Genomic DNA, 26,251 nt, shown 5'->3' on the forward strand with positions numbered 1-26,251 from the left:
GCCAGAAGGATCAGGAGGCTTCGGCCTCGCCGCCCTGCTCGTGGCTCGCTTCCAGCGTCTCGATGAAGCTCTGACACCAGCTTTGGGCCGTGACCGTAAAGACCGCCTCGCGCATCGCTTCCCAGCGGCGCTTGCGTTCTTCAAGCGACATGGTGAGGGCTCGCTGCATGGCGGCGGCGACATCGTCGGTGTTGTAGGGGTTGACGACGATACAGCCGCTTTTGAGTTCGTCGTGCGCACCCGCGAAGCGCGAAAGGATCAGGACGCCGGGATCTTCCGGGTCCTGGGCTGCGACGAATTCCTTGGCGACGAGGTTCATGCCGTCGCGCAGCGGCGTGACGAGGCAGACGCGGGCGGCGCGGTAGATACCGGCCAGCGCCTTTCGGGTGAAGCCGCGCGTCATCATCTGCAGCGGCGTCCAGTCGAGGGTCGCGAACCGGCCGTTGAGATGGCCCGCCGTGCGTTCCAGTTCGTCGCGAAGTTCGGCATAGGCGTCGAGTTCGGAGCGCGAGAGCGGCGCGACCTGAAGGAAGATGGCGCTTCCCCGGTTCGCCGGATAATCTTCCAGCAGGCGCTCGAAACCATAGAAGCGTTCGAGCAGGCCCTTGGAATAGTCCATCCGGTCGACGCCCACGATGAGCTTGCGCTCGGCATCCTCGCCTTCGCTGTTGCGCCGGTCACGTGTCATGGAGACCAGCATTTCCTCGTGCTCGCTCGCCTCCGGGGAGACCGCGAATCGGGCATAGCCCTCGGCATCGATGCCGATCGGGAAGGCCTTGGCGATGACCGTGCGATCGCCGACCCTGACGCGGTCCCCGTCCAATTGTTCGCCGCCGAGCTCGCCGACGCAGAAGCGCACGAAATTGCTCCGGTCGGTATTGGTCTGGAAGCCGATCACATCATAGGCAAGGAGCGCGCGGGCGATATCGTGGCTCGCCGGCAGGGCGGAAAAGACCTCCGGCGCGCAGAAGGGAATATGCAGGAAATAGCCGAGCCGGCCCTTGTAGCCCGCCTGGCGCAGCTCCGATCCCATGTAGAAGAAGTGGTAGTCGTGGATCCAGACGAGATCATTTTCCTTCAGATGGGGGATCAGGCGAACGGCGAACCGGTGGTTCACCTGCCGGTAGACCTTGTCCGAGGCCCGGTCGAATTCGGCGAGATCCAGCCGGTAATGCAGCAAGGGCCACAGGGAGCGGTTGGCGTAGTGGTAGTAAAAGCCCTGCAGTTCGTCCGGGGTCATGTCGATCGTGGTCATTTCCACGTTGTCCTGAACCTCGGTCCTGGCCTCTCCCTGGGTGCCCTGGTCCGAGGTCTCGCCGCTCCAGCCGAACCAGAGGCCGCCGCGCCGTTTCAGGGCGTCGGAGAGACCTACCACGAGACCGCCGGCCTGCCCTTCGTCGCTGAGCGGACCGACGCGGTTCGAAACCGCAACGAGACGCGGATTGCTGTCAGCCATGGGAATTCACCTCGTTCTTGTCCGTATTGCCGGTCGCAGCGGCGATCCAGCGATGAACTGCCGCGACATCGGCCAGTCGATAATCGGCAGCGCTTTCCCGGCTGCCGACCTTGACCGAGAGTCCGCCTCGCCGCTTCACCTCTTCCAGCGCGTATTCGTCGGTCGTGTCGTCACCGGCATAGACCGGTATGCGCCCCCTGAAGGGCGCGGTCTCCATCATCGCGGCGAGCGCGCGGCCCTTGTCCATGCCGGCGGGATGCACCTCGACGATGTTGTCGCCGTCCATGACGAGAAGATCGTCGCGGTTTTCCACCGCGCGCTTCATGGCCGCTCGGGCGGCCTCTTTCAGGTCCGGTGCGGTCCGGTAGTGAAGGACGAGGGCGAGCCCCTTGTCCTCGAGATGAAGACGCGGATTTTCCTCGACCAGCGAGGCCAACGCGCGGCGCACGGGATCGAGTTCGTCCTCGGTCATCAGGCGGCTCGTCTCGCCGCCCGGCTCGATCCGCCGCTCCAGACCGTGGACGCCGGCCGCCGCAAAGGTCATCGGGCTGAGGAAGCGGTCGAGGTCCGAGACCTTGCGACCGCTGACGATCGCGAGCGCCCCGTCCGAGGCTTGCTGGAGCGCCATCAGCGGCTCGAGCGTGCCCTCAGGAAGCGCGACGGCATCGGGATCGTCGACGAGTTCGGCGAGCGTGCCGTCGAAGTCGAGAAAGATCGCGTGGGTTTCGGGATCAATCGGGGGCGGTGCGGTGTGATCTGTCATGATGACCGGGAACCTAGCGCCAAGGAGACTGGCGCCAAGCGTTTTCAAGCGAACGAACGCCTCTGTGAACGGTTCAATCGGCTAAAGGCGAAGCATCTTCCCGGTGCGTTCGTCGACGACGCCGGTGGGGGCAAGGCCTGCCGCCACCTGCCAGGCAGCAAGGGCCGCAGCGGTGCGCGAACCGAAGAGACCGTCGACACGGATGGCAGATCCTGCGGACCGCAAGGCTTCCTGCAACTGGAGCACCGCCCTTCCCCTCGCGCCAATGGCGAGCGGCCCGGTCTTGTGGTCCAGGGCCTCCAATGCCGCGCAGGCGCGCCTGTAGGCCGCCGCGATCTTCGTGTCGTAACCGTTGCGGCGATAGCCGGGGCCGTTATAGCGCCGCGCGAAACCGGCATAATCGCCATTGGACAGGCGATCGCACAGGGCGCCGATCCTGAGGAACCGCGCCGCGACCTCGAACTGTCCGGCGATGGAGCGCCGCGCCGCCGCCGCGAGTGCTTCAGCGGACTGATAGCCGAGCGCTTCGCCATGCGATCCCATCACCTGGCAGAGCCCCCAGGACACCGAGGCGCAGGCCGCCTCCCCATCGATCCTAGAGGCCCGCTCGAAGAGCTCCCAGCGTGCGGCCTGTCCGACCGGATTCATGATCCGACCGGCGCGCGGACTGGATAGGCCCTCACCGCGTGCGAGCGTCCGCGCCGCATCCGAAAGCCGCCGGTCGAAGTAATGGCCTTCGAAGCGGATCAGCGGTTCTGGCCGCCCTTTAATCTCGGCAAAAGGCACGGCGCGGGTTTCGACCAGCGCAACCGCCAGCAACACATCGGGGCCGACGCCCGTTTCATCGGCGGTCTGCCGCGCCGCCTCGATCACCCGTTTCTCGATTCCCATCGTCACCATCCTTGTCCTCGGCTTCAGTTCCGGGGATCGAGGATGCGGGCGGTCTCAAAGGGCGGGGACAAGGACCGGCCGGGGCATGGGGATATCAGGCCTATTCGGCAGCCCTCGGCTGGGCCGGCACCTCGCTGGCAACCGAGGTCCGACCAAAGGCTTCGGCGATCTCGTTCGAAATCATCTCGGCGGTCACGGGCCCGAGGGTCCAGCCGAGATGGCCATGGCCGGTATTATAAAAGACCGTCTTCGTGCGGCCCGGCCCGACCTTCGGCATCATGTTCGGCATCATCGGTCGAAGGCCTGCCCAGGATTCGTAATCGCCAATCGCAACGCCCGGAAAACGCGTGCGGCACCAGGCCAGAAGCGGCTCGATCCGTTCCTGTCGCACGGTCCGGTCCTCGCCGGTGAATTCGGCAGTGCCGGCGATCCGCAGGCGCTCGCCGAGACGTGTACCGACGATCTTGGCGTGATCGTCGAGGATCGAGACATGGGGCGCGGCCTTCCGGCTCTCCTCGTCCTTCAATTCGATCGTGATCGAATAGCCTTTCACCGGATAGACGTTGACGCGGTCGCCCAGCATCTTCGCGATCGCCCGGCTTCGAACGCCGGCGCACACGACCACCGCATCGAAGGTTTCCGAGCGTTCCGGCCCATCGTCGCCGAGATCGCGGGCCGTCAGCTCGACGCGGCTTTCGTCCGCGTTCGCGCCGGTTACCTTCGTCGCATAGCGGATCGTCGCCCCATTGCGCTGGCAGGCTTCGGCAAGGCCGCGCGTGAAGGAGTGAATGTCGCCGGTAAAATCGCTTTCCGTGTAATATCCGCCGATGAAATTCCCGGTGACGGCCGGTTCGATGCGCCGGATATCCTCGGGCGAGATGTAGCGGCGGTTCAGCCCGCCCCGTTCAAGAAGCCTGTTGACCTCGGTCGCATGCTCCAGTTCGCCCGTATCCTCGAACACATGCATGATGCCGCGCTTTTCGATGTCGAAATCGATGCCCTCGCGATCTGCCATGTCGAGAAGGTGATGCCGGGCCGCGATCGCCATCTCAGTCGTGCGGACGGTATTCTCCTCGTAGGAGCGCGAGGCGAGCACGAACTCCACGAGCCAGGAGAGCTTGTGCGGGGTCGGGGCCGGATGGACGAGCAGCGGCGCATCCTTGGTGAACATCCATTTCAGACCTTTCAAAAAGGTCGAAGGCCGGTTCCAGACCTCGGCATTCGAGGCGGACAATTGCCCGGCATTGGCGAAAGAAGTTTCCATCGCAGCGCCCGGACGCTGCTCGAAGACGGTGACGTCGAACCCTCGCTCCAGCAGCTTGTAGGCCGTGGTGATGCCGGTGATCCCGGCTCCAAGAACGGCGATGGAGGTCATGGCGTCACTCCGCTTTTAAGCTCGAACAGACGGTCAAGTCTGGGCGCTGGAGGGCGGAAAGGCAATCGTCGGGCTTCACATCACCGCGAAGACGGATGGCTCGCGAGGGATGGCGGAGGCGAACATTCATGAAAGCGTTTCAAAAGCGGGTGCCAGAAGGACTGTGACGCCAGGGGCGGGCGGTCGCAAGATCTCTCACCGTGGCAGCGATGCGGCGTGAAGCGTCGGTTGATATCGATCGCCTTGAAATGTAAAACGATCGTTTTACATTAGTGTCTGCGGAAACACACGGAGACACGCCATGGACACGACAACCAAGCTCATCGCCGCCGCCGAGCGACTGTTCGACCGCCGCGGTTTCGTGGCGACCGGCATGGACAGGCTGACCGAGGCCGCCGGCATGTCGAGCCGGACCCTCTACAAGCATGCCGGCAGCAAGACGCAATTGATGGCCCGTGTTCTCAGCGAGAGAGACCGCCGGTTCATGGCGCGGCTCGATGTCCGGACGGTCGACGCACTCTTCAAAGCCCTCGACGACTGGATCCGGGTCGAGGGACCACGCGGATGCCTGTTTCTGAGATCGCGGGCGGAGACCGGCGGCGATACGCCCGAGATCGCGGAAGCCGTTCGGCTGCACAAGACAGCCTTCCAGAACCAGATCGCGCGGACCGTCGCCGCCGATCTCGGCCGCGAAGACGCCGAGCTTGCCGAGCAGGTGCTGGTTCTCTTCGAGGGCGCGACCCATGCGGCGGTCTATAGGGGCGAAGGAGCGGTGCGCGCGGCGCAGTCCGCTGCGGCAATCCTGACCGACAGGGCTCGCTCGTGAGCCCGGCCCTTCGCATCGGCGCCGTCGGCTTCGGTGTCATCGCCGTCTGCTACGGCTTCGCCCGCTTCGCCTTCGGGCTATTCCTGCCGCAGATCGACGGCGATCTTAGCCTTGGTCCCTCGATCAGCGGCATCATCTCCGGCGGCTCCTTCGCGGGCTATTGCATCGCCATCATCATCTCGGCGAGCCTGACGGAGCGGATCGGGGCACGCGGGGTCGCAACGGCCGCAGCGATCGTTGCCGCGATCGGCATGGCAGCGATCGCGCTCGCGCCGAGCCCCATCATCCTGGCCGTCGGCGTCCTCGTCGCCGGATCGAGCACGGGCCTCGCCTCGCCGCCCATGGCGGCCGCGGTCGCCGCGGCGGTCCGCAAAAGCCGGCAGGATCTCACCAACACCGTCATCAATGCCGGCACCAGCGCGGGCGTCGCCCTCTCGGGGCCGATCGCGCTGGCAATGGCCGGACAATGGCGTCTGGCCTTCGGCATCTTCACCGCGGTCGCGATCGTGCTGGCGTTCGCCGCCGCCTTTTCGCTGCCGAATGCGGCGAGCGGCCAAGGAGCGGGCGGCTTCCCGCCGATGTCCGGCCCCGTTCTTCGCCTGATCGCCGCCTCCTTCCTCATGGGTGCGGCAAGCACGGCGCTCTGGTCCTTCGGCGGGCAGATCGTCTCGGCGCGCCTTGACTGGGGATCGACGGGAACGGGCATCCTGTGGAGCTGTATCGGCGCAGGCGGCATCGCCGGGGCATGGGCCGGCAGCCTCGTCGCACGGTTCGGTCTCGACCGGGTCCACTGGGCATTCCTGGCGGTGATGTCGACAGGGATTCTCGCGGTCGGCTTTGGCCCGACGTTTCCGGCCGTCGTGCTGGCCGGCGGGGCGTTCTTCGGTGCGGCCTACGTCATGCTGACCGGAGTCTATCTGCTCTGGGGCGTCCGCGCCCTGCCGGACCGGCCAGCGACGGGGCTCATGATCGGGTTTTTGACCATCGCCGTCGGTCAGACGGCGGGTGCACCCATCTTCGGTCTTGTCTTGCAGGGACCGGGGATGGGACCCGCCGTCATCGGCTTTGCAGGTTGCGCGCTCATTGCGGGAGCGTTCCAAGTGCAGCGCGCAAGTGCGACGGCGTCTTGAAGGATGCCGTCGCGGCCTTCGACCAGCTCGCCCCCGGGCTTTTGACGGATCATGGCCCGATACCGTGGTGACTGCGCAATCGTCATTCCTTGCTGCGCCAGAAGCTACAAATCACGATTTCGGTTTCGTCCCGCACGACTGATACGGATCGGCGGATCTTCGAATGACTGGTTTCCACCATTCAGCTCCATTCGCCGAGCAGCGCGGCACAAGCCCGGGGCCACCTCGATCCGGTTGAGCCTGCTGGCCGAAGCCGATACATTCGGCGATCCACTCGGCCAATCGCTCGCGACCTATCGCAGTCTGGTCCGGAACCTGGCCCGGCGCATACCGCCCCGGCTGCTTGCCGAAACTGCCGATGGCGCGGAGGTGCAATGATGACCGGGGACACAAAGACCTGCGTTCTGATCGGAGCTCCGGTCGACAGCGGCAAGATGCGCAAGGGCTGCCTGATGGGGCCGGACAGCCTGCGCACAGCCGGCATCGCCGAGGCGTTGCGGGATCTCGGCCACATGGTCATTGATCAGGGCAATCTGATTGCGATACCGCAACCGGATGATGCGCTTCCGCCCCATATCATCGGCGGCAGCGAAACCATCGGCTGGACCGAGGTCATCGCCGACGCGGTCGAGGCCGCGATGGGCGCCGGGGGCTGTCCCATCAATCTCGGCGGCGATCACAGCATGTCCCTCGGCACACCGACGGCCCGATGTCGGCTCAGCCTGCAGCATCGGACCGAAGAGTGGTTTTCAGGTTTTCGGATGATCCGATGCGTACCTGCTGGCGCCTGGCCTTTGGTGGCGCAATCCGCTCGATCGCTTGGCGACAGCGGGTTTCTCATGTCCGTGAGGATCAGCCGGTCACCCGAAGAAAGAAGCGGATCATCTCCTTGCTTGCGTCGGGTCCGCCCGGCAGGGTGTAGCTTCCCGAAGCGTCGCCGCCCGACCAAGCATGGCCGACATTATGGAGACGCCAGCTTTCGAGCCGTTCGCGTCCATCTGCCTCCCGCTGGACGATCCGCGTATAGGCAACGCCGCCTTCGGTCGTCCCGCGCGTTTCCACAGCTTCGGAATGCATCCCGGCTTGCGCCTGCTGCAACACCTGATCGCCGTTGACCGGCGCGACCGTGGTATCGCGATCGCCGTGAAAGACGATCGTCGGGACGATCCGCTTGCCCGACTGGATCGGCGCCCCGCCGCGCATTGCGGAAAACGCCGAATTGAGATCGCGGGCAGCGCCGCATGCCAGTCCCGAATGGACGCCGACCGCGGCATAGATCTCAGGGTATCGCTGGCCCATGATCGCCGCTGCCGCGCCGCCAGCCGAAAGCCCTGCCACAAAGACCCGCTTCGGATCGACCCTGTAATCCCCCATGACCTCACGTGTGATCCCGGCGATGAGGCTCGGCTCGCCGGTGCCCCGCTGCTGATCCTTCGCCTCGTACCAGTTCCAGCATTTCTGCATGTTCGCCGATTGCGACTGGCCGGGATAGACGACGAGAAATCCCCTCTCCTCGGCGATCTCGTTCATCCGCGTGCCCCGGGCGAAATCGTCCGGGGACTGGGTGCAGCCATGCAGCATGACCACGAGCGGCAGTCGTGGGCCCGCTTCCGCGTAGGTGCTCGGCAGGTAGAGCTTGTAGTCCCGCTGGCCGCCTGGCCCGCTATGAACGTGATCGGTGAAGCTCGCGCCCTTCGGCATTGCAGGATCTGGCGCCGAGCGGCGTGCGGCCGGATTTGGCTGCACGCGCCGCAATTCTTCCGGAAGAGCATTCATGCCCGAGGTCCAGTCCGCCGGCATTCGAGCAAATCCGTCTGCCGGGCGGGTTTTCGCACCGAATTGCCCACCGGGCATCGACCAGCGGCTTTGCCAATCGGGTGCCCGTTCGCGATCGGGTTTTGTCCCGGCGGCGTCATCAGCCGTCGAGTCTTCTGCTTGCGAAGACGCGCCGCGCAGCACCGCCATTGCCTTCTTGAGTTTGCCTTGCCGAGTAAGGCGGGTCACCTCGGCCATGTCGATCTTCAGGCGGTAAGCCATCAGTCAAACTCCTCGTTCATGATCGGCCACGCCAAGGATTGACGTGGCGAGAAAGGGACCCTCGGAGCCCGTCCGGTTCATTCCGGCGTGCCGGAGACGCGGATCGCGCGGAGGGATTATGCCACAGTTCATTTGATACGCGGCTTGAGCGCGGCTTTGACCGCCGGGGATGCCTGAAACGCACCGAGCACGTGGATGGATGCTATGGCTGCGAGCGCGAGATCCGCCGGGACGTCGTGTTCGATGACGGCCAGCCCCAGAACCTCGATCGCCAGCATCTCGCCGCTCGCAACGACCTGCTCCAGATCGGCGCGCGAGTAGCGCCTTATTCCCAGTTCGATCTCCCGGCGCGCAACGCTCGCCCGCAGCTGATCGTCGTGCCGTCCAAGCTGGTTGCGAATGGCGGTCCGAATGAAGTCGGTCCTGTTGGCATAGAAGCCTTCCGCGACCAGCAGATCTATCTGGCCGAGATCGACCGGCCCGAGATTGATCGTGATCTTCTCGCTCTCGGGCGCTTTCGCGCCACTCGCGGCCGTTTTGTCGATCATCACGCTCTCAAATCCAAAACCATCCTGCTGGATGGTATGTGGATGTTCGAAACCGATAAGACAAGATCCTGATGCCATCGTCTTGCGAGGCAGGCTTTCTGGCTTCAGGCGGCAGGCCTCTGCACTCGAAGCGCGCAAGAGTCGTTAGAAGTTCACGAGTAATCCGAAGGTCGCGAAGAGCACCTTCACCGGCTCGACCCGTGTCGGGCGCTAGCTGATGCGAGAGAGCGCCGGCCAGATCAAGATACTGTCGCTGGAACGCGGCGGAACCTTCTTCAAGCCGACCGTGATCTGGGGGGCGACCGGTCGATGATCGTCTCCAAGGAAAAAACGTTCGCGCCGCTTGCGCCGCTTATTGTGTTCGAGGACGAGGCCGACGCGATCGTCATGGCAAACGACACGGAATTCGGTCTCGCATCCTATTTCTTCGCGCGCGATATGGGGCGTATCTTCCGCGCCTCCGAGGCGCTGGAAACCGGCATTTCAGCGTCAAAGCGCTGACCGAGCCCCCCGCGGTTTCGGCCACAAATATCGATCCGCGCAATCGAAAAGGCACCGGATTTTGCAAGAAGCTTGAAAAGGCTTGCAGAGCCAGCGCCCCCTCACGTCCGGCCCACGGAAAGGCTGCTCGGGAAAATCGGCCGCAAAGCCCTGAAACTCAAGATTTTTCCAGTATTCTGGCTGTCTCCAAACCTGCGAACCCTTGGCTTTGCGAGAACTTTACGGGTACGCTTCGAAGAAGCCGGTCATTTATTCGCGCCGGCTGATCGATAAAGGAGGAAATACATGACGAATTCCATCGCGCGGCGGGCTGCCCTGAAGCTCGGCGTGGCCTTTACCGTTGCGCTCGGCCTGGCTGGCACGCCGGCAAAGGCCCAAGAAGAAGCAAATTATATTCTCGCGACCGCCTCGACGGGCGGCACCTACTACCCGGTCGGCGTCGCAATCGCCACCCTCGTCAAGACGAAGCTCCAGCCGGAATACGGCATCGGCCTGTCGGCGATCAACTCCGCCGGCTCGGCCGAGAATGTGCGCCTGCTTCGCGAAAACGAGGCCCAGTTCGCCATTCTGCAGGGACTTTTCGGCTATTATGCCCGTACCGGCACCGGGCCTCTCGAAAGCGAAGGACCACAGAAAAACCTCCGGTCCATGACCATGCTCTGGCAGAACGTCGAGCATTTCGTGGTCGCAGAGGCGGCGGCCGAAACAGGCACGATGTCGGACTTCGTTGGACTCAAGGGCAGCAATATCGGCCTTGGCGGCCGCAATTCGGGCTCGCGCATTTCGTCGGGCGAGATCCTCAAGGGTCTCGGTGTCGATCCGGATAAGGACTACAGCCTGATGTTCGCGGGCTACGGCCCGACGGCCGAGGCCTTGCAGAACGGTCAGATCTCAGGGCTCTCGACACCCGCGGGTGTCCCTGCCGGCGCGATCAGCCAGCTGAAGGCCAGCATGGGCGACGGAGCGAAGATCCTGAACTTCACCCCTGAGCAGCGTGAACAGGCCGATCAGGGCCGCGAACTGTGGACCGAATACGTCATTCCCTCCGGCACCTATCCGGGCCAGAAGGAGGACGTCACCACCATTGCACAGCCGAATTTCCTCGCGCTGAATGCCGATCTTCCGGAAGAGAACGTCTACCTCATCACGAAGGCAATCTACGAGAACCTGCCCTTCCTCCAGGCGATCCATCCCGCCACCAAAGCCATGTCGCTGGAGAAGGCGATCGAAGGCCTGCCCCTTCCGCTGCACCCCGGCGCTATCCGTTACTACGAGGAGCAGGGTATCACGATCCCGGATCGCCTCAAGGCGAACTGACGCAAGAATGATATCGACGGCGGCTCTTGAGACAGCCGCCGTCCCACATTCCTGAGAGGGATCACATGACCACGTATGACGAAGACTACAGCGATCCGAAGATGCGCCGATTTGACGGTCTGTTCGGCGCGTTCCTTTCGGTTCTTGCCGTCTTCATCGCTCTGGCGCACATGGCGCTGGCCTTGTTTCCGTTTTTGTCGGAGCTTGAGCGAAACATCTTCCACTTCGCGAGTTTCGCATTTCTCTGCGCGGTTTACTATCCGGCCTTCCTGGCACTCAAGAACAGCCGCTTCGCAATCATCCTCGACATTTCGCTGGGCATCGCCGTCGCCGCGGCCTGTCTCCATCTGGCCCTCTCAGTGGATGCGATCTACGCTCGCGGCGTCCGGCTTCTTCCAGTTGACTGGATCGCAGCCGTGATCGCCATTCTCGGCGCGATCGAACTGACGCGCCGGGCGGCCGGCATCGTCATCCCCATCCTGATCATTCTCGCGATTTCCTACGTCACGATCTGGGGCTCTTGGATCTCCGGCGTCTTCGCCTTTCCGGGACTGTCCTGGGAGACGACGCTGTTCCGGTCGATCTACGGCGACGACGCGCTGTTCGGCACGATCGCCCGCATCTCGTCGACCTACGTCTTCCTCTTCATCATCTTCGGCGCCTTCCTGATCAAATCGGGTGCCGGCGATTTCGTCATCGATCTCGCCAAGGCCGCCGCCGGCAAGCTGGTGGGCGGACCCGGCCTCGTCGCCGTCATCGCTTCGGGCCTCACCGGCACGATTTCCGGCTCGGCCATCGCGAACACGGCCTCGACCGGTGTCATCACGATCCCGCTGATGAAACGCGCGGGCTTCAAGTCCAAGTTCGCGGCCGGCGTCGAGGCGGCCTCCTCGACTGGCGGCCAGCTCATGCCGCCGATCATGGGTGCCGGTGCGTTCGTCATGGCGAGCCTCACCCAGATTTCCTACGAGTATATCATCCTCGTCGCCGCCCTTCCGGCGCTGCTCTATTTCCTTTCGGTCTGCTTTTTCGTGCGCATCGAGGCGAAGCGTCTGAACCTGCCGCCCATGGGTGATGGCGAGCAATCGCTCACGAAGGCGGTGAAGGAAGGTGGTGCAAGCTTCATCATACCGATCGTCGTGCTGATCGGTCTCCTCGCATCCGGCTTCACGCCAACCTATGCTGCGGTCATCGGCATCGTCGCGGTCATCGCGTCGAGCTGGCTCACCACGCGCCCCATGGGTCCGCGCCAGATCTGGGAGGCGCTGGAATTCGGCACCCGCAACATGATTACCTCCGCCGTGCTGCTCTGTGCGGTCGGCCTTGTGGTCAACGTCATCGCGACCGCCGGCGTCGGCAACACGTTCAGCCTGATGATCACGAACTGGTCCGGCGGCGTCCTTCTGATCGCGATCATCCTGATCGCTCTCGCATCGCTGGTGCTCGGCATGGGGCTCCCCGTGACCGCCGCCTACATCGTGCTCGCCACGCTCTCGGCTCCGGCCCTCGCCGGCATGATCCAGGATCTCTGGATGGTCGACATGATTGCTGCGGGTAACTTCCCGGACTCGGCAGTTCCCATCGTGATGCTCGGCGCGCCGGAGGCTGCCTCCCAGCTCGGCTCCGCCATGTCCTACGGCGCAGCCCAGGACCTCGTTGCGTCCCTGCCGCTCGCGGTCTCCGAACAGCTTCGCAACATGCTCGTGCCGGCAACGGTCGCGACGACGGCGCTCCTGTCCGCACACATGATCGTCTTCTGGCTCAGCCAGGACTCGAACGTAACCCCGCCGGTCTGCCTTGCGGCCTTCACGGCGGCGGCGATCGCCAAGTCGCCGCCGATGGCGACGGGCGTTGCCAGCTGGAAACTCGCGAAGGGCCTCTACATCGTCCCGGTGCTGTTTGCCTACACACCCCTGCTCTCTGGGGATTGGGGCCAGGCGCTGACCATCTTCGCCTTCGCGGTGTTCGGAATCTACGCCCTCGCCGCGGCCCTTCAGGGCTGCATGGAGAGCCGCTTGAACATCGGCCTCCGGCTGCTTGCCGGCGCTGCCGGCATCGCATGCCTCTGGCCTTTCTCGGTGATCGTCAACATCATCGGCGTGATCGCGACGGTCGCGATCTTGGCCTACAATGTATCGAATTCAAAACCCGGCACTCTTGTCGCTGCGTCCTGACGCGCAAATGGTCAATACGCCTTCTTGCCTTCACGGCGGCGATCGACACGATCGCCGCCAAATACAACTCTAGATAGATTTTGGGGCCGACCGGTATTCGCTTTCGCGGCGCTTGGCACCGTACCATGCACAGAAGGCCTCCGGGGCTGCACGGGAAGTCCATTTCAATCAACGGCTCACAGGGTCTGCCGGTCTGCTGGCAGCGCTTGTCGATAATTTTCAAAATCGCTGGCAAGGTCGTGACAGGTCGCGATTTTTACCTACAATGAGTACAAAGCAGAACATGCCGCAATGGCAGCCGCAAACTCAAGCATGATGACGATGAACCGTATGACTAGGCGGATCACATTATGCGTAGATCACACGGATAGAGCGCGATTTCGATTTCGAATTCACTCATCTGGCGCTCGCACGCCCGCGAAATATTTCGGCACCGAAGGAATTAATACATCATGCTGAAGAAAAATCCCGACACCGCTTCAACCGTTTCAGGTGGTGCGCTTCTGGCCCGCTGCCTCGAAAACGAAGGGGTGGAATATATTTTCGGGGTACCGGGCGAAGAGAATATCGACTTTCTCGACGCTCTGATCGACAGCCCGATCGAATTCGTCGCGACGCGTCACGAGCAAGGTGCGGCGTTCATCGCTGACGTTTACGGCCGCCTGACCGGACGCGCCGGCGTTTGCCTGTCGACGCTTGGGCCCGGCGCGACGAACCTCGTCACCGGCGTCGCGGATGCCAATATGGACCGCGCTCCCCTCGTCGCCATTGCCGGCCAGGGATCGACGACGCGCCTCCACAAGGAAAGCCACCAGATCCTCGATCTGGTGAACCTTTTCGCTCCAATCACCAAGTATTCGACGCAGCTGCGCGAGCCGACCATCATCCCCGAGGTCGTGCGCAAGGCCTTCAAGCAGGCCCAGAGCGAAAAGCCGGGCGCGAGCTTCATCGACTTCCCCGAGAACATCGCCGCCGAAGAAATTCCCGATATGCCGCCGCTCAAGGTGCAGTATCCGGTCGCTCCGACCGCGCCCGTCGGCAAGTGCGCCCAGGTTGCCGATATCATCAACGCCGCGAAGGCTCCGGTCATCATGGCAGGCAACGGCGTCATCCGCCAGCACGCGTCCAAGGCACTCGTGGAATTCGCCGAGAGCCTCAACGTTCCGGTCGCGACGACCTTCATGGCAAAGGGCGTCATCCCCTTCAGCCACCCACTCTGCCTCGGCGCGATCGGCCTTCAGGCCCATGACTACGTGGCCTTCGGCTTCGACGACGCAGACGTCGTGATCTGCATCGGCGTCGACATGGTCGAGTACCATCCCGAGAAGTGGAATCCGGACCGGGACAAGAAGATCATCCACATCGACACCCAGCCGGCGGAAGTGGACGCACATTATATTCTCGAGGCCGGCGTCGTCGGCGATATCAGCGACACGCTCGAGCGCATCGCGGCCAAGACCAACAAGCGCCCGGACGCACCGGTCCACAAACTCTCCGAGGTCATCAAGCGCGAGATCGGCGAATATAGCGACGATACCGAATTCCCGGTCAAGCCGCAGAAGATCATCTGGGATCTGCGTCAGGCGCTCGACAACGAGGACATCGTGATTTCCGATGTCGGCGCCCACAAGATGTGGATGGCCCGTATGTACCGCGCGGAAGCCCCGAACACCTGCATCATCTCCAACGGCTTTGCGTCGATGGGCATTTCGCTGCCCGGCGCGATCGCGGCGAAGGTCGCCTTTCCGGACCGCAAGGCGGTTGCGGTCAGCGGCGATGCGGCGTTCATGATGAACAGCCAGGAGATCGAGACCGCACTGCGGATGAACCTCGACATCGTGGTCCTGATCTTCAACGATTCGAAATACGGCCTCATCGAGTGGCACCAGCTACGCCACTTCAATCGTGCGACCGGCATCGAGTTCGGCAATCCGGACTTCGTCAAATATGCCGAGAGCTTCGGTGCGAAGGGCTACCGCGTCGAGCGGACCGAAGACTTGCTTCCGACCCTCAAGGAAGCGCTTGGCGACGGGACCGTCTCCATCATCGACTGTCCGGTGGACTACCGCGAGAACATGAAGCTCACCGAAAAGCTCGGCAGCCTCATCTCGCCGCTCAGCGCGGAGGGCAACAAATGAGCGCGTTCACGTTCCAGACCACGCCTTCGGTGATGTCCGAGGTCGGATCGACGTCCAAGATGGGCGAGATCATGGCCAAGAAGGGCTGCAAGAAGATCTGCTTCGTCACGGATCAGGGCATTCTCGATCTCGGCCTCGCCAAGGCTGCGCTCGATGGCTTCGAAAAGGCCGGCGTCGAGGTGCTGATGTTCTCGGACGTTCAAGCCGATCCCCCGGAATCGATGATCCTCGGCGCCGTCGAAAAGGCGCGTGAGGCAGGTTGCGACGGCGTCGCATCGGTTGGCGGTGGATCCTCCCTGGACACCGCCAAGCTGATCGCTGTTCTCCTGAAAGGGAACCAGAATATCTCCGAGATCTACGGCGTCGGACAGGTGACGTCCGAGCGGCTTCCGCTCGTGCTCGCTCCGACGACCGCAGGCACCGGGTCCGAGGTGACGCCGATCGCGATCGTGACCACCGGCGAGGCGGAGAAGAAGGGCGTCGTCTCGCCCCAGCTTCTGCCCGACTGGGCGATCCTCGATGCCGAACTCACCGTCGGCCTGCCCAAGCACGTGACCTCGGCCACCGGCATCGACGCGATGGTGCATGCCATCGAGGCCTATACCTCGGCGCACAAGAAGAACCCGGTCTCGGATTGTCTCGCCCGCGAGGCGCTGTCGCTCCTCGGCGGCAATATCCGCACCGCCTGCAACGATCCGCAGAACCGCGAAGCGCGGGCCAACATGCTGCTCGGCTCGTTGCTAGCCGGCATGGCCTTCGCCAATGCTCCGGTCGCGGCCGTTCATGCCCTCGCCTATCCGCTGGGCGGGCACTTCCATGTGCCCCACGGTCTCTCGAACGCTCTCGTCCTGCCTTACGTTCTGGACTTCAACATGCCGGAAGCGAAGGCCCATTACGCGGAACTCGCCCCGATCGTCTTCCCTGAGCTTGCGGGCAAGTCGGAAGACGAGGCAGCTCAGGGCTTCGTCGAAGGCTTCCACAAGCTTGCGCCGGAGCTCGGCATGAAAACGCAGCTGCGGGATGTGGGCGTCAGCCACAACAATCTGCCAAAGCTCGCCGAGGATGCGATGAAGCAGCAACGGCTTCTCGTGAACAACCCGCGAACCATGACCTACGAGGCCGCCCTCGACATCTATCAAAGGGCGCTTTGAGGCGATGAACGACCGAGAGACCGGCAATCCATGGTTGGATGCCTGGAATTCTGCCAGCCAAGCCTGGTGGTCCGCCCTCGAGGCCCAGCAGGTCACCGGCGGCGATCGCCAGAACGACAGCTCGATCTGGGAGTTCGCCCACCGGCAGGTCGACGACTGGTGGCGGACCTATGCCCGTTTCCTGAAGGAAGGTGACAACGGCGGCGGCGGAACAACCACGGACATGCTCAGGCGTGCGATGGATCCATCGCAGTTCCTGACCGCCGGTTCGTCGGAGATCAATCAGGCGATCCGCCGTCTGGTCGAGGCGCCGGAATTTGCCGATGCGGGGGTGTTCGAACGCGATTTCCTGCGCACCGGTTCGGAATGGATGGCGCTCCAGGACGCCACCAATTCCTATCGGCAGATCACGACGGCCGCCTGGATGCGCGTCTATCAGACGTTCTCGAACGAGATGATGTCGGATTCCGAGCTCCTTCAGAAAGATGCGCGCTCTGTCCTCGATCGCTGGCTCGCCCTTGCCAACAAGGAGCTGATCGAAACCCAGCGCAGCGACGAATTCCTCGAGGCCCAGCGCAAGATGCTCGCAGCCAGCGTCAATTACCGGCTGGAGCAGCGCAAGCATACCGAGCGCTGGTGCGAGGCCCAGTCGATCCCGACCCGTACAGAGGTCGACGACATGCAGGAGATCATCCACACCCTTCGCAGCGAACTGCGCGAAACGCGCAAGCGTCTCGACAGACTGGAAGCCGCGGGCACCGGCCCTGCGGAACGCGAAGATGCGGCGAAGCCGAAGACCACTTCGCGCCGGAGCAAGGGGCAGAGCGGTGGCCAGTAAGAGCAACGACCAGACAAACCCGATGACCGAGTTCGCCGACTATTCCGAGCGCGTCGCAAAGGGTGCCCAGGTGCTGAGCCGCATCCGGGAAGAAGACGTCAAGATTGGAGCAACGCCCAAGACCGAGGTGGCGAACTTCGAGAAAGTCCGGCTATTCCATTACGATATGCCGGACGATGTGAAGGTCGATACCGGGCCCGTCCTGATCGTCTACGGGCTGATCGGCAGATATACCATGGCCGATCTGCAGGAGGATCGCAGCCTCGTTCGCAACCTGCGCGATCGCGGCGTCGATCTCTGGCTCGTCGACTGGGGGCACCCCACACGCGCCGACCGGTGCCTGAAGATCGACCATTACGTCGAATGGTATCTCGACGACTGTGTCGAGAAGATCCGCGAGATGACCGGCCATGACAAGGTGACGATCCTCGGCATCTGCGAGGGCGGCGTGTTCTCGGCCATCTACGCCTCGCGCTTCCCGGACAAGGTGAAGAACCTCATCGTCACCATCACGCCCTTCGACTTCCACGGTGACATGGAGGACGAGGACCCGACCCACGGCGTTCTCAACCTGTGGACCCGGTCCCTCACCGAAGAAGACATCGACAACATGCTGGAAGCGTTCGGAAACCTGCCGGGCGAGATCATGGGATCGGTCTTTCAGCTGATGACGCCGATCCGCTCGCTGACGAAGTATAATGTCGACCTTCTCGACGCGGCACAGGACGAAAAGCGCCTGCTCAACTTCCTGCGAATGGAGAAGTGGCTGGCCGACCGGCCGAACCATCCGGGCGCCGCGGCCCGGCAATGGCTCCTCGAGCTCTACAAGAAGAACCTGCTCATCAAGGGCGAGTTCATGGTCTCCGGCAGGCCGGTGGATCTCGGCGCGATCACCATGCCGGTGCTCAACGTCTTCGCCAAGAACGACCACATCATTCCGCCGCCCTGCGCACGCGCCCTGAAGGACCACGTCGGGACAAACGACTACACCGATCTCGAACTGCCGGGCGGACATGTGGGCGTCTATGTGAGTTCGAAGAGCCAGGGAATCGTCGGCGACGGCATCCATTCCTGGCTTATCGAAAGGAACTGATTTCATGCCATCGAAAACGGTCTGCGCGGGAGACGCCGTGTCCGTCATCCGCGACGGCGACACCGTCGCCGTATCCGGCTTCGTGGGCATCGGAACGCCGGACGAACTCCTGATCGCGCTGGAAAACCGCTTTCTCGAAACCGGCCATCCACGCGACCTGACGCTCGTCTTCGCGGCGGCGCCGGGCGACGGCAAGGATCGCGGGCTCAATCGCCTCGCCCATGACGGTCTCGTCAAGCGCGCCATCGGCGGGCACTGGGCGCTGGTGCCCAAGCTCGCCAAGATGGCGATGGAAAACAAGATCGAGGCCTATAACCTGCCGCTCGGCTGCGTCTCGCACCTTTATCGCGAGATCGCCGGCGGCCGGCCGGGCATGCATTCCCGCGTCGGTCTGAAGACCTTCGTCGATCCGCGCCTCCAGGGCGCCAAGATCAACGAGCGGACCACCGAGGACCTCATCCGCCTCGACGTGATCGACGGTGAGGAATGGCTGTTCTACCGTTCCTTCAAGATCGACGTGGCGCTTCTGCGTGCCACCACCGCCGACCAGCGCGGAAACGCCACCATGGAACGTGAGGCGCTGAAGCTCGACGCGACCTCGACGGCAATGGCAGCTCATAACAGCGACGGCGTGGTGATCGTCCAGGTAGAGCGCGTCGCGGTGGCGGGCTCGCTCGCTCCCAAGAAGGTGCTGATCCCCGGCGTATTCGTCGACTGTGTCGTGGTGGCCAAGCCCGAAAACCATCCCCAGACCTATGCGACGGCGCACAACCACGCCTTTTCCGGCGAACTGCGCGTGCCCTCAGACGAACACAAGCCCATGAAGCTCGATCAGCGCAAGATCGTCGCCCGCAGGGCCGCGATCGAACTTCCGATCGACGGAGTCGTCAATCTCGGCATCGGCATGCCAGAGGGCGTCGCCAATGTCGCGGCGGAAGAAGGGCTGCTCGACCATGTCACGCTGACCGCCGAGCCGGGCGTCATCGGCGGCATGCCCCAGGGTGGGCTCGACTTCGGCGCGGCGCTCAACCCGGACGCGATCATCCAGCAGGCGACCCAGTTCGACTTCTACGACGGCGGCGGCATCGATATGGCCTGTCTCGGCATGGCCGAGGCCGACCGGGCGGGCAATGTCAACGTCTCCAAGTTCGGGCCGAGATTCGCCGGAGCCGGTGGTTTCATCAACATCAGCCAGAATGCGGCGCGTCTCGTCTTCGCCGGAACGTTCACGGCAGGCGGTCTGAAGGTCGAGGCGGCGGACGGCAAACTCACCATCGTCAACGAGGGCCGAAGCCGGAAGTTCGTCTCGCAGGTCGAGCACATCACCTTCTCCGGGCCCTTCGCCGCAGAGAAGGGCCAGCCGGTGCTCTACGTCACGGAGCGTTGCGTCTTCGAGGTCCAGCCCGAGCGCCTCGCCCTCATCGAGGTCGCGCCCGGGATCGATATCGATCGCGACATCCTGGCTCACATGGATTTCGAGCCGGCAGTCGACGATCCGAAACTGATGGACGAAAGGCTCTTCAGGCCCGAACGCATGGGCCTTCGCTCCGACTTTCTCGAGCCGCCACTGGAAAAGCGCGTCGCATTCGACGAAGAACGCGACCTTCTGGAAATCAATCTCAGGGGCTATGTCGCCAGGACGCAGGCGGACCTCGATGAGATCAGGCGCCGGGTGGAAGCGGTCTGCGACCCCCTTGGCCGCAAGATCAGAATGGTCGCCTGGTATGACGGCTTCGATCTTCATCCCGATCTCACCGCCGCCTTCGGCCAGATCATCGCGGATATGGAAGAGAAGTATTACCACTCGACCATGCGCTACACGCGCAGCCCGTTCCTGAGGATGCGGTTCGGCGCGGAATTGGCAAAACGCGACGTGTCCATGCGCATCAATTCGGATGCCATCGAGACTCGCCCCAAGTGAGATGCTTATATGACGGTTAGACGACGCAATCGGAGTATGCTTCGCCACCGTCGCAACGACCGCGGCCATCGGGAGGGGCCGACCGGGACCTTGAGGAAAGCATTACAGACCGCATGCTGGATATCGTAGACGTTCCGCAGAGCCGGCAGGCCCAGAGCCTCAGCCGCAGCGGGTTTCACCAGATCGCCTATCGGGACTGGGGCCGAGAGACAGACAAGCGTCCTCTCATGTGCATCCACGGGCTGACCCGCAACTCCCACGACTTCGATGACCTGGCGGCGCGGGCTTGCATCGATCGCCGGGTCGTGACGCCCGACATCGTCGGACGCGGACGGAGCGAGTGGCTCGCCGATCCTGCCGACTACAACCTGCTGCAATATAATGTGGACATGACCGTCGTCGCGGCCGATGCGGGTATTTCCCGCTATGACTGGATCGGCAATTCGCTGGGTGGCCTGATCGGCATGTCCCTCGCCGGCGTCGAGAATTCGCCGATCAGCCGGCTCGTCGTCAACGACATCGCGCCGGAGATCCCGTTCTCCGCCCTTCGGCGGGTCTCGAGCTATATCGCCGACCGGACCTTTCCGAATATCGCGGTGGCCGAGGCGCATTTGAGAGAGTCGCTTGCCCCCTTCGGACCGATGACGGATGATAACTGGCGTCATCTCGCCAGGACGAGCGTCATTCCCGAAGGCGATGGCTACCGGCTCGCCTTCGACCCGGGGATCTTCGAGAATTTCCGCCGATACTGGCTGATCGTCCATTTCTCCCTCTGGAAATACTGGGAGCAGATCAAGTGCCCGGTGCTGATCCTGCGCGGCGAGAATTCGGACTTTCTCACGCCGAACCTTCTCGACAAGATGGTCAGCCGCCTCCCCCATGCGGACGTGATCGAGTTCCCCGGCGTCGGTCATACGCCGACGCTCAACGCGCCGGAACAGATCGAGCCCGTGCTCGACTGGCTGAACTCGGACCTCATTTGATACCGCGCGACGCGCGGAACAATGGTCTCTTTCAACGCCGTGCGTCTCATACCGCCGGACGAATGAATTGACCCGCTGGGTCAATCCACGCCCGGCAAACGGCTCAAACGCCGCTCGGGCTGCCGACGACCCATGAAACCGATGGTTTCAAAGGTCCGCCGGTATCATGTCGCAACGCGGCCGAGCGGATTGGCCCCGAGGCGTCCGGCCGTCATGCGCGCGCTTTTTCTTTCATTGCCGCAATAAAAAATTTGACCTTTCGGTCAAAAATGGCAGACTGCGCTTTGAACGTTTCCAAACTCTGGAGAACCGCATGAGCGCAGCGTCCGACCGTCCCGACATCGCTTCCGGCCGGCTTGGCGCGGATGCGCTCGAGCAGAACTTTGCCGATCTTCATCCGGCCCTCACCCGGCACGAAGCGGTGGTCGAGGCGGATCGTTGCTATTTCTGCTACGACGCGCCTTGCATGAACGCCTGCCCCACAGGCATCGACATCCCGCTCTTCATTCGGCAGATCGGTGCGGACAACCCGGACGGCGCGGCAAAGACCATTCTCGACGAGAACATCTTTGGCGCCATGTGCGCACGGGTTTGCCCAACGGAAACGCTGTGCGAGGAGGTCTGCGTCCGCGAGGTGGCGGAAGGCAAACCGGTGCGGATCGGTATGCTGCAGCGCTATGCGACCGACCATCTGATGGCCCATGCGAGCGAGCATCCGTTCAAGCGTGCACCCGAGACCGGCAAGCGGATCGCCGTCGTCGGCGCAGGTCCAGCGGGCCTTTCCTGCGCTCACCGGCTCGCAATGCATGGTCACGACGTCACGGTGTTCGAAGCCCGCGAGAAGGCGGGCGGTCTCAACGAATACGGGATCGCGGCCTACAAGGCGACGGATGGCGTCGCTCAGGCAGAGATCGACTTCCTGCTCGGTATCGGCGGCATCACGATCGAGACCGGCAAGGCACTTGGGCGCGACATCCATCTTCACGAACTCGCAGAAACCTTCGACGCGGTGTTCCTTGGCATGGGGCTGGCCGGTGTCAATGCACTGACCGCCGATGGTCATGACGCGGAGGGGTCGCTGGACGCGGTCGGCTGGATCGCGGACCTGCGCCAGACCACCGATCTCTCTGAGGTTCCCGTCGGTCGGCGCGTGGTCGTGATCGGCGGCGGCATGACGGCGATCGACGCGGCCGTTCAGGCAAAGAACCTCGGAGCCGAGGACGTGACGATCGCCTATCGCCGGGGACGCGAGGCGATGGGTGCATCCGCTTACGAGCAGGAGGTGGCGGCAACGCGCGGCATCCACCTGCGCTTCAACCTTCAGCCATCGCGCATTCATGCCGAGAACGGCCATGTGACGGGCATCTCGTTCGAGAAAACCGCAAGTGGACCGGACGGCAAGCTCTCAGGCACCGGCGAGGACGTGACCATCGAGGCCGATCAGGTCTTCAAGGCGATCGGCCAGAGTTTCGAACCTCAGGGCGTCTCGGCGGACGCTGCGAAGCTCGATCTCGAAGGGGGACGGATCAGGGTCGGCGAGGATCGCAAGACCTCGATGGCGAAGGTCTGGGCCGGCGGCGACTGCATTTTCGGCGGATCGGACCTCACCGTGGTCGCCGTCGAGGACGGCAAGGTCGCGGCCGAGAATATCAACGCGGCGCTGGCAGGTTGAAGGAAACAAACATGGCTGACCTCACCACATCCTTCCTCGGCATCACATCGCCCAACCCGTTCTGGCTGGCTTCGGCACCACCGACCGACAAGCAGTACAATGTGGAGCGCGCCTTCCGGGCCGGATGGGGCGGTGTCGTGTGGAAGACCCTCGGCGAAGAAGGCCCGCCGGTGGTCAACGTCAACGGCCCGCGATACGGCGCGATCCATGGTGGCGACCGCAGACTTCTCGGGCTCAACAATATCGAGCTCATCACCGATCGCGACCTCGACACCAATCTGCGCGAGATCGAAGCAGTCAAGAAGGCGTGGCCCGACCGGGCGATGATCGTCTCCCTCATGGTGCCGTGCGAGGAAGACGCCTGGAAGGCGATCCTGAAGCGCGTCGAAACCACCGGCTGCGACGGGATCGAGCTCAATTTCGGCTGCCCCCATGGCATGAGCGAACGGGGCATGGGCTCAGCGGTCGGTCAGGTGCCGGACTATATCGAGATGGTTGCGCGCTGGTGCAAACAGCACTGCGATCTGCCGGTCATCGTGAAGCTGACTCCCAACATCACCGATATCCGATATCCTGCACGGGCCGCCAGGAAAGGCGGCGCGGATGCGGTCTCGCTGATCAACACGATCTCCTCGATCACCTCGGTCGATCTCGATCTCTTCGCGCCGGAGCCAACCATCGACGGCAAGGGCTCCCATGGCGGCTATTGCGGCCCGGCGGTGAAACCCATCGCGCTCAATATGGTCGCCGAAATCGCGCGCGACCCCGAGACCGCCGGCCTTCCGATTTCCGGCATCGGCGGCGTCACCACCTGGCGGGACGCGGCGGAGTTCATCGCGCTCGGCTGCGGCACCGTCCAGGTCTGTACGGCGGCCATGACCTACGGCTTCCACGTGGTTCAGGAGATGATCACCGGCCTCTCCAACTACATGGACGAAAAGGGCTACACCTCGATCGAGGATTTCCGCGGCCGTGCGGTCCCGAACGTCACCGACTGGCAGTATCTCAACCTCAACTACGTCACCAAGGCGCGGATCGATCAGGATCTCTGCATCCAGTGCGGCCGGTGCCATATCGCCTGCGAGGACACCTCCCATCAGGCGATCACGAAGGAAGTGGACGGTAGGCGCCATTTCGAGGTGATCGATGCCGAATGCGTCGGCTGCAACCTGTGCGTGAATGTCTGTCCGGTGGAGGACTGCATCACGATGGAACAGATCGTCGGCACCGACCCCAGAACCGGCAAGCCGGCGAACGACGGCTACGCGAACTGGACCGAGCACCCGAACAATCCGTCTTCGAGCGTTTCGCGGCAGGCCCAGCAATTTGCCGCCGAGCCAGTTTTGCCGGATGCGGCGGAGTGATTGTCAAACCGGAGAACGCCGCGCGTTCTATCGCGGCGTGACGCCTTTCAGGAGGATGGTCAGCACCGCCTGTGCCGCCTGTTCCTGAAACCCGGGCTTGCCGGTCTGCTTGCCGAGAAGCGCCCTGATCTGCACGTCGAAATCGGCGTAGTGCTGGGTCATCGCCCAGATCGCGAAGATCAGATGGTAGGGATCGATCGGCGCAAGACGACCTTCGGAGACCCATCGGGAAATCGTGCGCGCCTTCCGGTCCACGATCTCCTTCAGTTCGCCGGACAGGTAGGTTTCGATATGCGGTGCGCCGGCCAGCATCTCGCCCGCGAACAGGCGTGATGCCTGGGGATGCTCGTAGGAGAGCTTTATCTTGGCGCTGATGTATCGCCTCAGCTCCTCGATCGGGTCGCCCTCGGGATCGAGAGCATCGAGCGGCAACAGCCAGTCCGTGAGAACCTCTTCGAGCACCGCCCGGTAGAGATCGGTCTTTCGCCGGAAATAGTAGAGCATGTTCGGCTTGGACATGCCGGCGGTGGACGCGATCTCGTCCAGCGTCGCACCCCGCAGACCGTGCCGCGCAAACACCTCGCGGCCGGCCGCGAGGATCGTCTCGCGGTTTTTCGCCTGAATGCGCGTGCGCGCATCCTCCGCCGGTCGATCCGTCAATTGATCCAAGCCTTTGCCCTCGCCCTCTGCCCGCTCATTGTGCAGTGCGATCTGATGCACAGATGCCGTGCGCAAGTGTCTTGACCCGCCGCCACGCCTTTCATAGGGTCGTTTTTGACCAAACAGTCAAGAACGAACCGTCGATCGAGAGGTGCCCGATGAGCCTGCAATCCAATATGCGGATCGATGCTGACAGGCTCTGGAATTCGATCCACGAGATGGCGGAGATCGGTCCCGGTATCGCCGGCGGCAGCAATCGTCAAACCCTGACCGACGACGATGCCAAGGGCCGCGCGCTCTTCCAGACCTGGTGCGAAGAGGCGGGCCTCACAATGAGCGTCGATGCCATGGGCACGATGTTCATGCGACGCGAGGGGACCGACCCCGATGCCCTCCCCGTCTATGTGGGCAGCCATCTCGACACCCAGCCGACGGGCGGGCGCTATGACGGCGTGCTCGGGGTTCTCGGCGCGCTCGAAATCATCCGCACGCTGAACGATCTCGGCATCAAAACGAAGCATCCGATCGTCGTCACCAACTGGACGAATGAGGAAGGCACGCGCTTTGCCCCGGCCATGATGGCCTCGGGCGTGTTTGCCGGTGTGATTCCTCTGGAGGAGGCTTACGCCAAGACCGATGCGAAGGGACTCACCTTCGGTGACGAGCTGGAGCGAATCGGCTGGAAGGGCGAGGAAACGGTCGGTGCGCGCAAGATGCATGCCTTTTTGGAGCTTCACATCGAGCAGGGCCCGATTCTCGAAGCCGAAGGCAAGGATATTGGCGTCGTCACCCATGGTCAGGGCCTGCGCTGGATCCAGTGCACGGTGACGGGCAAGGAAAGCCATACGGGCTCGACACCGATGCCCATGCGCAGGAATGCCGGGCGCGGCCTCGCCCAGATCACCGAACTTGTCCACGAGATAGCGATGGACAACGCTCCGAACGCCGTCGGCGCGATCGGGCATATCGACGTCTATCCCAATTCCCGCAACATCATCCCCGGCAAGGTCGTTTTCACCATCGACTTCCGCAGCCATGAGCTCGACCGGCTGAACGCCATGGTCGCACGCTTCGAGAAAGAAGCGCCGAAGCTGTGCGAGGCGCTCGGCGTGGAGCTGTCCCACGAGATCGTCGGCCAGTTCGACCCGCCGGAATTCGATGCCAAACTGGTCCAGTCGATCCGCGACGGCGCGAACAGGCTCGGCTACAGCCATATCGACATCGTTTCAGGTGCCGGACACGACGCCTGCTGGATCAATCAAGTCGCGCCCACCGCCATGATCATGTGCCCCTGCGTCGATGGCTTGTCCCACAACGAGGCCGAAGAGATCACCAAGGACTGGGCGAAAGCTGGCGCGGACGTGCTGTTACATGCGGTGGTGGAGACGGCCGAGATCGTGGAGTAGGATGGCT

The 26,251-nt window shown here is 63.2% G+C and carries 21 protein-coding genes and 1 pseudogene; 15 read left to right on the plus strand and 7 right to left on the minus strand.

The window, feature by feature from the left end:
• Positions 1–10 precede the first annotated feature (10 nt).
• The 4 genes from ABDX79_RS13735 to ABDX79_RS13750 all read right to left on the minus strand — a co-directional run bounded on the left by ABDX79_RS13735 (position 11) and on the right by ABDX79_RS13750 (position 4,485).
• Positions 11–1,456 (minus strand): alpha,alpha-trehalose-phosphate synthase (UDP-forming), encoded by a 1,446-nt coding sequence (locus ABDX79_RS13735; protein WP_346220869.1) that lies wholly within the window; start codon positions 1,454–1,456, stop codon positions 11–13.
• Positions 1,449–2,219 (minus strand): trehalose-phosphatase, encoded by a 771-nt coding sequence (otsB, locus tag ABDX79_RS13740; protein ID WP_346220870.1) that lies wholly within the window; start codon positions 2,217–2,219, stop codon positions 1,449–1,451. The genes ABDX79_RS13735 and otsB overlap by 8 nt, the downstream gene beginning before the upstream one ends.
• 81 nt (positions 2,220–2,300) lie before the next feature.
• Positions 2,301–3,110 (minus strand): N-acetylmuramidase domain-containing protein, encoded by an 810-nt coding sequence (locus tag ABDX79_RS13745; protein WP_346220871.1) that lies wholly within the window; start codon positions 3,108–3,110, stop codon positions 2,301–2,303.
• Positions 3,111–3,210: 100 nt separating this feature from the next.
• Positions 3,211–4,485, minus strand: coding sequence for a D-amino acid dehydrogenase (locus ABDX79_RS13750; protein ID WP_346220872.1), 1,275 nt, complete (start codon positions 4,483–4,485; stop codon positions 3,211–3,213).
• 301 nt (positions 4,486–4,786) lie between these two features.
• Between ABDX79_RS13750 and ABDX79_RS13755 the strand changes: the two genes are divergently transcribed.
• The 3 genes and pseudogenes from ABDX79_RS13755 to ABDX79_RS19740 all read left to right on the plus strand — a co-directional run.
• Entirely contained in the window at positions 4,787–5,311 is a 525-nt protein-coding gene (locus ABDX79_RS13755) for a TetR/AcrR family transcriptional regulator (RefSeq protein WP_346220873.1), read from the plus strand.
• Positions 5,308–6,441, plus strand: a complete 1,134-nt coding sequence (locus ABDX79_RS13760; RefSeq protein WP_346220874.1) for an MFS transporter — start codon at positions 5,308–5,310, stop codon at positions 6,439–6,441. The genes ABDX79_RS13755 and ABDX79_RS13760 overlap by 4 nt, the downstream gene beginning before the upstream one ends.
• Positions 6,442–6,818: 377 nt before the next feature.
• A pseudogene (locus ABDX79_RS19740) lies at positions 6,819–7,133 on the plus strand (arginase family protein); the annotation flags it as partial.
• Positions 7,134–7,293: 160 nt separating this feature from the next.
• On the opposite strand, the gene ABDX79_RS13765 reads toward ABDX79_RS19740, so the two are convergent.
• Both ABDX79_RS13765 and ABDX79_RS13770 read right to left on the minus strand, forming a co-directional pair.
• Positions 7,294–8,478 (minus strand): extracellular catalytic domain type 1 short-chain-length polyhydroxyalkanoate depolymerase, encoded by a 1,185-nt coding sequence (locus ABDX79_RS13765; RefSeq protein ID WP_346220875.1) that lies wholly within the window; start codon positions 8,476–8,478, stop codon positions 7,294–7,296.
• A 128-nt stretch (positions 8,479–8,606) separates the two neighbouring features.
• Positions 8,607–9,026, minus strand: coding sequence for a CopG family transcriptional regulator (locus tag ABDX79_RS13770; RefSeq protein WP_346220876.1), 420 nt, complete (start codon positions 9,024–9,026; stop codon positions 8,607–8,609).
• A 309-nt stretch (positions 9,027–9,335) separates the two neighbouring features.
• Here ABDX79_RS13770 and ABDX79_RS19745 point away from each other — a divergent pair, with 309 nt between their 5' ends.
• From ABDX79_RS19745 to preA, 11 genes are all read left to right on the plus strand, one after another.
• The gene (locus ABDX79_RS19745; RefSeq protein WP_463671175.1) at positions 9,336–9,527 is read left to right on the plus strand and encodes an aldehyde dehydrogenase family protein; all 192 of its coding nucleotides are present in this window, start codon (positions 9,336–9,338) and stop codon (positions 9,525–9,527) included.
• Between the two features lie 285 nt (positions 9,528–9,812).
• Complete coding sequence (locus ABDX79_RS13780) at positions 9,813–10,844, plus strand: TAXI family TRAP transporter solute-binding subunit (RefSeq protein WP_346220877.1); 1,032 nt, start codon at positions 9,813–9,815, stop codon at positions 10,842–10,844.
• A gap of 65 nt (positions 10,845–10,909) precedes the next feature.
• Complete coding sequence (locus ABDX79_RS13785; RefSeq protein WP_346220878.1) at positions 10,910–13,018, plus strand: TRAP transporter permease; 2,109 nt, start codon at positions 10,910–10,912, stop codon at positions 13,016–13,018.
• A 452-nt stretch (positions 13,019–13,470) separates the two neighbouring features.
• Positions 13,471–15,156, plus strand: a complete 1,686-nt coding sequence (locus ABDX79_RS13790) for an acetolactate synthase large subunit (RefSeq protein ID WP_346220879.1) — start codon at positions 13,471–13,473, stop codon at positions 15,154–15,156.
• Positions 15,153–16,307: an iron-containing alcohol dehydrogenase gene (locus ABDX79_RS13795; RefSeq protein ID WP_346220880.1), complete on the plus strand. Its 1,155-nt coding sequence runs from the start codon at positions 15,153–15,155 to the stop codon at positions 16,305–16,307. Before ABDX79_RS13790 ends, ABDX79_RS13795 begins: the two co-directional genes overlap by 4 nt.
• Positions 16,308–16,311: 4 nt before the next feature.
• Positions 16,312–17,145: a poly(R)-hydroxyalkanoic acid synthase subunit PhaE gene (locus ABDX79_RS13800; RefSeq protein ID WP_346220881.1), complete on the plus strand. Its 834-nt coding sequence runs from the start codon at positions 16,312–16,314 to the stop codon at positions 17,143–17,145.
• A complete protein-coding gene (locus ABDX79_RS13805) occupies positions 17,135–18,238 on the plus strand; it encodes an alpha/beta fold hydrolase (protein ID WP_346220882.1) in 1,104 nt (367 codons plus the stop codon). The genes ABDX79_RS13800 and ABDX79_RS13805 overlap by 11 nt, the downstream gene beginning before the upstream one ends.
• Positions 18,239–18,242: 4 nt before the next feature.
• The gene (locus ABDX79_RS13810) at positions 18,243–20,159 is read left to right on the plus strand and encodes an acyl CoA:acetate/3-ketoacid CoA transferase (protein WP_346220883.1); all 1,917 of its coding nucleotides are present in this window, start codon (positions 18,243–18,245) and stop codon (positions 20,157–20,159) included.
• Between the two features lie 113 nt (positions 20,160–20,272).
• On the plus strand, positions 20,273–21,142 hold the full coding sequence (locus tag ABDX79_RS13815) for an alpha/beta fold hydrolase (RefSeq protein WP_346220884.1): 870 nt from the start codon (positions 20,273–20,275) through the stop codon (positions 21,140–21,142).
• A 313-nt stretch (positions 21,143–21,455) separates the two neighbouring features.
• Positions 21,456–22,814 (plus strand): NAD(P)-dependent oxidoreductase, encoded by a 1,359-nt coding sequence (locus tag ABDX79_RS13820; protein ID WP_346220885.1) that lies wholly within the window; start codon positions 21,456–21,458, stop codon positions 22,812–22,814.
• 11 nt (positions 22,815–22,825) lie between these two features.
• Entirely contained in the window at positions 22,826–24,178 is a 1,353-nt protein-coding gene (gene preA, locus ABDX79_RS13825) for an NAD-dependent dihydropyrimidine dehydrogenase subunit PreA (RefSeq protein ID WP_346220886.1), read from the plus strand.
• Positions 24,179–24,205: 27 nt separating this feature from the next.
• Here preA and ABDX79_RS13830 read toward each other — a convergent pair whose 3' ends face one another.
• Positions 24,206–24,847 carry a TetR family transcriptional regulator C-terminal domain-containing protein gene (locus tag ABDX79_RS13830; RefSeq protein WP_346220887.1) on the minus strand — a complete coding sequence of 214 codons (642 nt, stop codon included), beginning with the start codon at positions 24,845–24,847 and terminating at the stop codon, positions 24,206–24,208.
• 149 nt (positions 24,848–24,996) lie between these two features.
• On the opposite strand from ABDX79_RS13830, the gene ABDX79_RS13835 reads away from it, so the two are divergent.
• Positions 24,997–26,244 carry a Zn-dependent hydrolase gene (locus ABDX79_RS13835; protein WP_346220888.1) on the plus strand — a complete coding sequence of 416 codons (1,248 nt, stop codon included), beginning with the start codon at positions 24,997–24,999 and terminating at the stop codon, positions 26,242–26,244.
• Positions 26,245–26,251: the final 7 nt, after the last annotated feature.

This window comes from Fulvimarina fulva, from assembly GCF_039652615.1.
GTDB lineage: Bacteria > Pseudomonadota > Alphaproteobacteria > Rhizobiales > Rhizobiaceae > Fulvimarina.

Coding starts and splice junctions, on each gene's coding strand:
- ABDX79_RS13735 (WP_346220869.1), bottom strand. CDS start 1,456: ATGGCTGACAGCAATCCGCGTCTCGTTGCGGTTTCGAACCGCGTCGGT.
- otsB (WP_346220870.1), bottom strand. CDS start 2,219: ATGACAGATCACACCGCACCGCCCCCGATTGATCCCGAAACCCACGCG.
- ABDX79_RS13745 (WP_346220871.1), bottom strand. CDS start 3,110: ATGGGAATCGAGAAACGGGTGATCGAGGCGGCGCGGCAGACCGCCGAT.
- ABDX79_RS13750 (WP_346220872.1), bottom strand. CDS start 4,485: ATGACCTCCATCGCCGTTCTTGGAGCCGGGATCACCGGCATCACCACG.
- ABDX79_RS13755 (WP_346220873.1), top strand. CDS start 4,787: ATGGACACGACAACCAAGCTCATCGCCGCCGCCGAGCGACTGTTCGAC.
- ABDX79_RS13765 (WP_346220875.1), bottom strand. CDS start 8,478: ATGGCTTACCGCCTGAAGATCGACATGGCCGAGGTGACCCGCCTTACT.
- ABDX79_RS13770 (WP_346220876.1), bottom strand. CDS start 9,026: ATGATCGACAAAACGGCCGCGAGTGGCGCGAAAGCGCCCGAGAGCGAG.
- ABDX79_RS19745 (WP_463671175.1), top strand. CDS start 9,336: ATGATCGTCTCCAAGGAAAAAACGTTCGCGCCGCTTGCGCCGCTTATT.
- ABDX79_RS13780 (WP_346220877.1), top strand. CDS start 9,813: ATGACGAATTCCATCGCGCGGCGGGCTGCCCTGAAGCTCGGCGTGGCC.
- ABDX79_RS13785 (WP_346220878.1), top strand. CDS start 10,910: ATGACCACGTATGACGAAGACTACAGCGATCCGAAGATGCGCCGATTT.
- ABDX79_RS13790 (WP_346220879.1), top strand. CDS start 13,471: ATGCTGAAGAAAAATCCCGACACCGCTTCAACCGTTTCAGGTGGTGCG.
- ABDX79_RS13795 (WP_346220880.1), top strand. CDS start 15,153: ATGAGCGCGTTCACGTTCCAGACCACGCCTTCGGTGATGTCCGAGGTC.
- ABDX79_RS13800 (WP_346220881.1), top strand. CDS start 16,312: ATGAACGACCGAGAGACCGGCAATCCATGGTTGGATGCCTGGAATTCT.
- ABDX79_RS13810 (WP_346220883.1), top strand. CDS start 18,243: ATGCCATCGAAAACGGTCTGCGCGGGAGACGCCGTGTCCGTCATCCGC.
- ABDX79_RS13815 (WP_346220884.1), top strand. CDS start 20,273: ATGCTGGATATCGTAGACGTTCCGCAGAGCCGGCAGGCCCAGAGCCTC.
- ABDX79_RS13820 (WP_346220885.1), top strand. CDS start 21,456: ATGAGCGCAGCGTCCGACCGTCCCGACATCGCTTCCGGCCGGCTTGGC.
- preA (WP_346220886.1), top strand. CDS start 22,826: ATGGCTGACCTCACCACATCCTTCCTCGGCATCACATCGCCCAACCCG.
- ABDX79_RS13835 (WP_346220888.1), top strand. CDS start 24,997: ATGAGCCTGCAATCCAATATGCGGATCGATGCTGACAGGCTCTGGAAT.